The sequence below is a fragment of the Streptomyces pathocidini genome (assembly GCF_001418495.1).
GTDB classification, from domain to species: Bacteria; Actinomycetota; Actinomycetes; order Streptomycetales; family Streptomycetaceae; genus Streptomyces; species Streptomyces pathocidini.
In genome coordinates, this window is record NZ_LIQY01000157.1 from 1 (window position 1) to 5,544 (window position 5,544).

The 5,544-nt window shown below is 72.0% G+C and carries 7 protein-coding genes; 6 read left to right on the forward strand and 1 reads right to left on the reverse strand.

The features are described from left to right. Positions 1 to 348: 348 nt before the first annotated feature. Complete coding sequence (locus tag AOK16_RS09655; protein WP_055471834.1) at positions 349 to 1,041, forward strand: GOLPH3/VPS74 family protein; 693 nt, start codon at positions 349 to 351, stop codon at positions 1,039 to 1,041. Between the two features lie 60 nt (positions 1,042 to 1,101). On the opposite strand, the gene ssgD is transcribed toward AOK16_RS09655, so the two are convergent. After that, positions 1,102 to 1,515 carry a spore wall synthesis regulator SsgD gene (gene ssgD / locus AOK16_RS09660; RefSeq protein ID WP_055471835.1) on the reverse strand — a complete coding sequence of 138 codons (414 nt, stop codon included), beginning with the start codon at positions 1,513 to 1,515 and terminating at the stop codon, positions 1,102 to 1,104. A 248-nt stretch (positions 1,516 to 1,763) separates the two neighbouring features. Between ssgD and AOK16_RS09665 the strand changes: the two genes are divergently transcribed. The 5 genes from AOK16_RS09665 to AOK16_RS09685 form a co-directional block, all read left to right on the forward strand. Then, the gene (locus AOK16_RS09665) at positions 1,764 to 2,063 is read left to right on the forward strand and encodes a YciI family protein (RefSeq protein ID WP_055471836.1); all 300 of its coding nucleotides are present in this window, start codon (positions 1,764 to 1,766) and stop codon (positions 2,061 to 2,063) included. 116 nt (positions 2,064 to 2,179) lie between these two features. Beyond that, positions 2,180 to 3,115 (forward strand): dihydrodipicolinate synthase family protein, encoded by a 936-nt coding sequence (locus tag AOK16_RS09670; RefSeq protein ID WP_055471837.1) that lies wholly within the window; start codon positions 2,180 to 2,182, stop codon positions 3,113 to 3,115. After that, positions 3,112 to 4,587 carry a sialate:H+ symport family MFS transporter gene (locus AOK16_RS09675; protein ID WP_240483496.1) on the forward strand — a complete coding sequence of 492 codons (1,476 nt, stop codon included), beginning with the start codon at positions 3,112 to 3,114 and terminating at the stop codon, positions 4,585 to 4,587. Before AOK16_RS09670 ends, AOK16_RS09675 begins: the two co-directional genes overlap by 4 nt. Positions 4,588 to 4,615: 28 nt before the next feature. Further along, positions 4,616 to 4,996 carry an MmcQ/YjbR family DNA-binding protein gene (locus AOK16_RS09680; protein WP_055471838.1) on the forward strand — a complete coding sequence of 127 codons (381 nt, stop codon included), beginning with the start codon at positions 4,616 to 4,618 and terminating at the stop codon, positions 4,994 to 4,996. A 181-nt stretch (positions 4,997 to 5,177) separates the two neighbouring features. After that, positions 5,178 to 5,544 (forward strand): CoA transferase (locus tag AOK16_RS09685; RefSeq protein WP_420865375.1); only part of this gene is annotated, 367 nt, incomplete at its 3' end.

Sequence of the window (5,544 nt, forward strand, 5' to 3'; positions counted from 1 at the left end):
CCGGGGTGTGGCGACGGAGGGAGAGGGGCGGCGCAAGCAGGTGGCCCCGGTCGCGGGGCGGACGGCTCAGTGCCGAGGTCGCACACGGCTCGACGCAGTGGTGGTGCTGCGGAGCGCGGTGTCCCATGACCTCAGACGAGCAACGTCCGTCTCCTATCGGCGACAACAGGGCCGGAAACTACGGTAGGGCGCGCCACCGCACCGCCGCAACGCAATTTTGACGCCGCAACGCGGTCAACAGCCGCAGCGTCGTCAACGGTCGCCCGCGGAACGGCGCTCGCGCGGCCGCATGACGCCGGTCGACCGGACCCGTATTGTCGGAACGCCAGACCCCCTTGGAGGCTTTCCGTGCCGAACGGCCCGTTCTCGCTCCCCGCCGAGCTCTACCTGCTCGCCTGGGACACGAAAGCGATCAAGCTGACCCGGACGGCATCCCTGCACCTCCTGGTCAGGGCGGGGGCGCTCACCGAACTCGCGCAGCGCGGCCGGCTCGTGGACGTCGACGGGATCGTCACGCCGGCCGACGACTCCCGCACCGGGGACCCTGTCCTGGACGGGCTGCTGGAACTGATCGAGGAGTCCCGGCCCCGTACGTGGAAGGCGTGGGTGAGCCGCGACGCCGGCCTCACCCTGGGGGCAGTCCGGGACCAGTTGCGGGGTACGGGCCACCTGAGGACGGAGACCCGACGCGTACTGGGCCTGTTCCCGGCCAAGGACCACGTCCTGGACCAGGGAGGGGGCGTGGCCGCGGCCGACGCCCTGAAGACCGGGGTGCTGGGGGTCCTGCGCGGCACCCAGGACGTGTCCGAGGTGCCGGAGCGCGCGGCGGCACTCGTCGCCCTCGCGGCGGCCGGCGAGCTGCGGACGGTGATCACGGCGGCCGACGCGGCGGCGTACGAGGAGCGCGTCGCGGTGCTGACACAGCGCGCGGGTGCGGCGGCACCGGCGCTGCGGAAGGTGCTGGAGGAGGTACGGGCCGCCCTGGTGGTCGCGATCTTGACGGCCGCGATCGTCCCGCCGATCACTGCCGGAGGAAGCTGAGAAACGGGGGTTTCCCGCCCGCCCGGCAGGGTCTCCCACGCCTCCCGGCAGGTGGGTACCTCACGCCTCCCGCAGGAGGGCCGCCAGGTCGCCGTCCAGGTCCAGGTGGAGCCCCTCGCGGCCCGCGGGCACGCACGCGTACGACCGCCGCAGGAAACGGCTCAGTTCCGCGGTGCGCACCCGCACCATGGCGGTGCCGACCGAGGCGTGGAACTCCAGCACCGTCTCGTCCTCGCCGTGCGGCCGGACGTGGACGTCGCCGTCGCCCGCGGGCGAGCCCAGCCCCGCGGCCAGCAGGTCCCGGCCGAAGATCCAGGACACCTCGGAGCCCACGAGCGAGGCCTTCGGGGGGAAGCACATGCGGACGGCCAGCGGGTCGCCGGCGTCGTAGCGCAGCACAGCCTTGACCTTGAGGACGTCGGATTCGGACGTGATGAGGCCGGCCTGGACAGCTTGGTCGATGACAGGGGACACGCCTGCCTCCTCGCGCTCGTGGGTCTGGTCCCTCGGTGCCGCGGCGTACCGCGGTCCCTTCTCTCAACGGGGGAGACGACGCATGGACTCGATCCGTGCATCGTCCGTGGGGGTGACATCGGTCACGGCGCGAGGGACCTTGAGGCGGCGCTCCGGGCGCGGGGCGGAACCGGCCACGCGCGCGTGGCGGCGGTTCGCCATCCGGACCCCCGGACGGGCCCTGGAGGGCGCCCCGTAGGCTCGGGATCATGTTCGTACTTGAGCTGACCTACACCGCGCCCGCCGACGAAGTGGACGCCCTCCGAGAGGCCCATATGGAGTGGGTGGACGAGCAGTTCGAGGCGGGGGTCTTCATCGCCTCCGGGCGCAAGAAGCCCCTGGACGGCGGGGTGATCCTCGCCGTCGGCGACGACCGTGACCGCATCGAGGCGGTGGTCGCCAGCGACCCGTTCGTGCAGGAGGAGGTCTGCGGCTACCGGGTCACGCAGTTCACCATGACCAGGACCGCACCGGGGCTCGAGGAGTTCCGCCAGCAGCCGGTCGGCTGAGGTGCGTCAACCCTTGACGTCGGGATGGGGCTGGGGCACTGTCAGCGCAGGACATGGGACGTCCGACGTCCAATTTGGGCGAGATTCCTGCCAGTTGCACAGAACGTGGAGCCGCAATGCCCCTGCCCGCCCCTCTGACCGGCGTCGTACCGCCCCTGTGCACGCCGCTCACACCCGGCGGTGACGTCGACACCGACTCGCTGCGCACTCTCTGCGAACGCCTCATCGGCTCCGGAGTGGACGCGCTCTTCGCCCTCGGCTCCAGCGGCGAGACCGCCTATCTGGCCGACGCCCAGCGCCGTACGGTCCTCCGTACGGCCGTCGAGGCGGCCGCCGGACGGGTGCCGGTCCTCGCCGGGGTGATCGACATGACCACCGCTCGCGTCCTCGACCACGCGCGCGTGGCCGCGGAGTCCGGCGCCGACGCGCTCGTGGCCACCGCGCCGTTCTACACCCGCACCCACCCGGTCGAGATCGCCGACCACTTCCGCCGCATCCGCCGCGGCGTTGACCTTCCGCTGTTCGCCTACGACATCCCGGTCGCGGTGCACACCAAGCTCCCGGCCGCCACCGTGCTCGACCTGGCCGAGGACGGCACCCTGGCGGGCCTGAAGGACAGCAGCGGCGACGACGGGGCGCTGCGCCGGCTCCTGGTGGAACTGCGCACCCGCGGGCTCGACAGCCGCTTCTCCGTGCTCACCGGCTCCGAACTCGCCGTCGACGGCGCCCTGCTGGCCGGCGCCCACGGCGTCGTGCCGGGCCTGGGCAACGTCGACCCGGCGGGCTACGTCCGGCTCTACGCGCACGCGCGCGCGGGTCGCTGGACCGAGGCCGCCGCCGAACAGGACCGGCTGGCCGCCCTGTTCGCCATCACCGACGTGGGCCACGAGGCCGCCATGGGCCGCAGCTCCTCCGCGCTCGGCGCCTTCAAGGCCGCGCTCCATCTGCTGGGTGCCATCAACTGCCCCGCGACCGCCGCCCCGCAGGTCCCGCTGGGCGACGCCGAGACCAAGGCCGTCAGCCACCTGCTGGAAGAGGGAGGCCTGCTGTGAGCGCTTCGGCGGCGGGAGGCATATCCACCCGGCCCTGGTACCGGGAGGTCTCTCCCCGTCAGTGGAAGTCGCTGTTCGCCGCCTGGGTCGGCTATGTCCTCGACGGCTTCGACTTCGTGCTCATCACCCTTGTACTCACCGAGATCGCCGACGACTTCGGGCTGAGCACCGTGGAGTCCGCGAGCCTGGTCTCCGGCGCCTTCATCACCCGCTGGCTCGGCGGCGCGCTGCTCGGCGCAATGGGCGACCGCTACGGCCGCAAGGCCGCGATGGTCGCCAGCATCCTGCTCTACTCGCTCGGTACCTTCGCCTGCGGGTTCGCCTGGAACTACACCAGCCTCTTCGCCGCCCGGCTGGCCATCGGCATGGGAATGGCCGGCGAGTACAGCGCCAGCGCCACGTACGCCCTGGAGAGCTGGCCGACGCGGGCGCGCAACCGCGCCTCCGGCTTCCTGATCTCCGGCTACGCCTTCGGCACGGTCATCGCCGCCGAGGTCTACCAGTGGGTGGTGCCCGGTCTTGGCTGGCGCTGGATGTTCTGGATCGGCATCCTGCCGGTGCTGGTCGCGCTCTGGGTGCGCCGGGCCCTGCCGGAGGCCGAGGACTGGACCGCGGAGGTGGGCGGAGCCGAGGCCCGGCCCAACCCGTTCCGGCCGCTGTTCGCCACCCGCGCGCGTGCCACCGTGAACGTCGTCCTGGCGGCGGCCGCGAGCGTCGCGCTGTTCTGCGTCTTCACCCCGGCCGGTGCGGGCATGGTGCCCGTCCTGTCCGTGGTCGCCGCGGCTTGCCTGGTCGCCTTCGCCGCCCAGTTGGGCGGGCGCACGGGCTGGGTGCTGTATGTGGCCCTGATGGCCACCGTCTTCTGCTGCTTCCTCTACAGCTGGCCGATCCAGGCCCTGCTGCCGACCTACCTCAAGACCGAGCTGGGCTACGCGCCCGAGCAGGTCACGGACGTCATGTACTACGCGGGCTTCGGCACGATGCTCGGCTGCTGCCTCGCGGGGTTCGTCGGCGACCGGCTCGGCACGCACAAGGCGTACGCACTGACGCTCATCGCCTCGCTGGCCTTCGTCTTCCCGGTGTTCGCGGTCCAGGACAGCCTGGTCGGGCTCGGCATGATGCTCTTCGCCATGCTGGCGCTGAGCCAGGGCATCTCGGGTCTGCTGCCCAAGTACGTCGCGGGCCACTTCCCGACCGAGACGCGCGCCGCCTCGCTCGGCTTCGTGTACAACGTCGGCGCGCTCGGCGGGGCCGTGGCCCCGGTGCTGGGCGCGAACCTCGCCGAGGGCATGCCGCTCGGCCGGGCGCTCGCGGTGCTCGCCTTCGGGCTGACGACGGTTGTGATCGTGCTGATTGGCTGCAACGTCCCGCACCGGCTGCACCGGCTGATCGACCGGACGGCCGACGCGGATCACCTCGTGCCCGCGCCGGTGTCGGTGGGCGCGGTTAGCGTGGAGCCCACGAGCCGGTAGCGGACCGAACGGGTGACGGAGGCGGATCATGGCCGCGGCGAAGAACGCTCCGAAGGTGCGGGAGAAGGTGCGTGCGTTCGCCCTCGGACTGCCCGGGGCGGTCGAGGAGTTCCCGTGGGGCGAGAGCGTCATCAAGGTCAACAAGAAGGTCTTCGTCTTCCTGGGCAGCGAAGAGGGCGGTGACGCGCCGGGCATCAGCGTCAAGCTCAAGGACCCGGAGGCGCACGAGCACGCGATGTCCGTGCCCGGCGCGGAGCCGACGGGTTACGGGCTCGGCAGGGCCGGGTGGGTCAGCGTCCCGCTCGCCGGGTCGGGCGCGTTGTCCGCGGAGCTGCTGTGCGACTGGGTTGAGGAGAGCTATCGGGTCATCGCCCCGAAGCGGCTGATCGCGGAGCTGGACGCGGGCTGAGCCCACCCAGGCCGCGACGACACGGAGGCCCGGAGACGACACCGTCGTTTCCGGGCCTCCGGGGTATGTGTGAAAGGCCGCCCGCATCCGGGGGTTGGTTATCCACAGGGCTTGTGGCGGGTGCTGCGGCTTTTTAGCATCACTGATGTTACATCAACAGTGTCAAACAGCTGGGGGATTGATGGCAGCGACAGATCGGGGCCCGGGCGCTTCGGGTAGCCCGAGCGGCCCGGGTGGTCCGGCCGCTTCGGGCGGTCCGGCCGGGCCGCTGGCCGGGGTGCGGGTCGTGGAGCTGGCGGGCATCGGCCCGGGGCCGTTCGCCGCCATGCTCCTCGCGGACCTCGGCGCCGATGTCGTGCGCGTCGACCGCCCCGGCGGCGCGGGCCTCAACATCGACCCGGACTACGACGTCTCCAATCGCAACAAGCGGTCGGTACTCCTGGACCTCAAGTCCTCCGACGGGCCGGCGGCCGTGCTCGACCTCGCCGAGCGCGCCGACATCCTCATCGAGGGCTACCGGCCCGGCGTCGCCGAACGGCTCGGCGTCG

Excerpts from the sequence above, each read along its gene's own strand:
- AOK16_RS09665 (WP_055471836.1), top strand. The coding sequence starts at position 1,764 with ATGTTCGTACTTGAGCTGACCTACACCGCGCCCGCCGACGAAGTGGAC.
- AOK16_RS09670 (WP_055471837.1), top strand. The coding sequence starts at position 2,180 with ATGCCCCTGCCCGCCCCTCTGACCGGCGTCGTACCGCCCCTGTGCACG.
- AOK16_RS09680 (WP_055471838.1), top strand. The coding sequence starts at position 4,616 with ATGGCCGCGGCGAAGAACGCTCCGAAGGTGCGGGAGAAGGTGCGTGCG.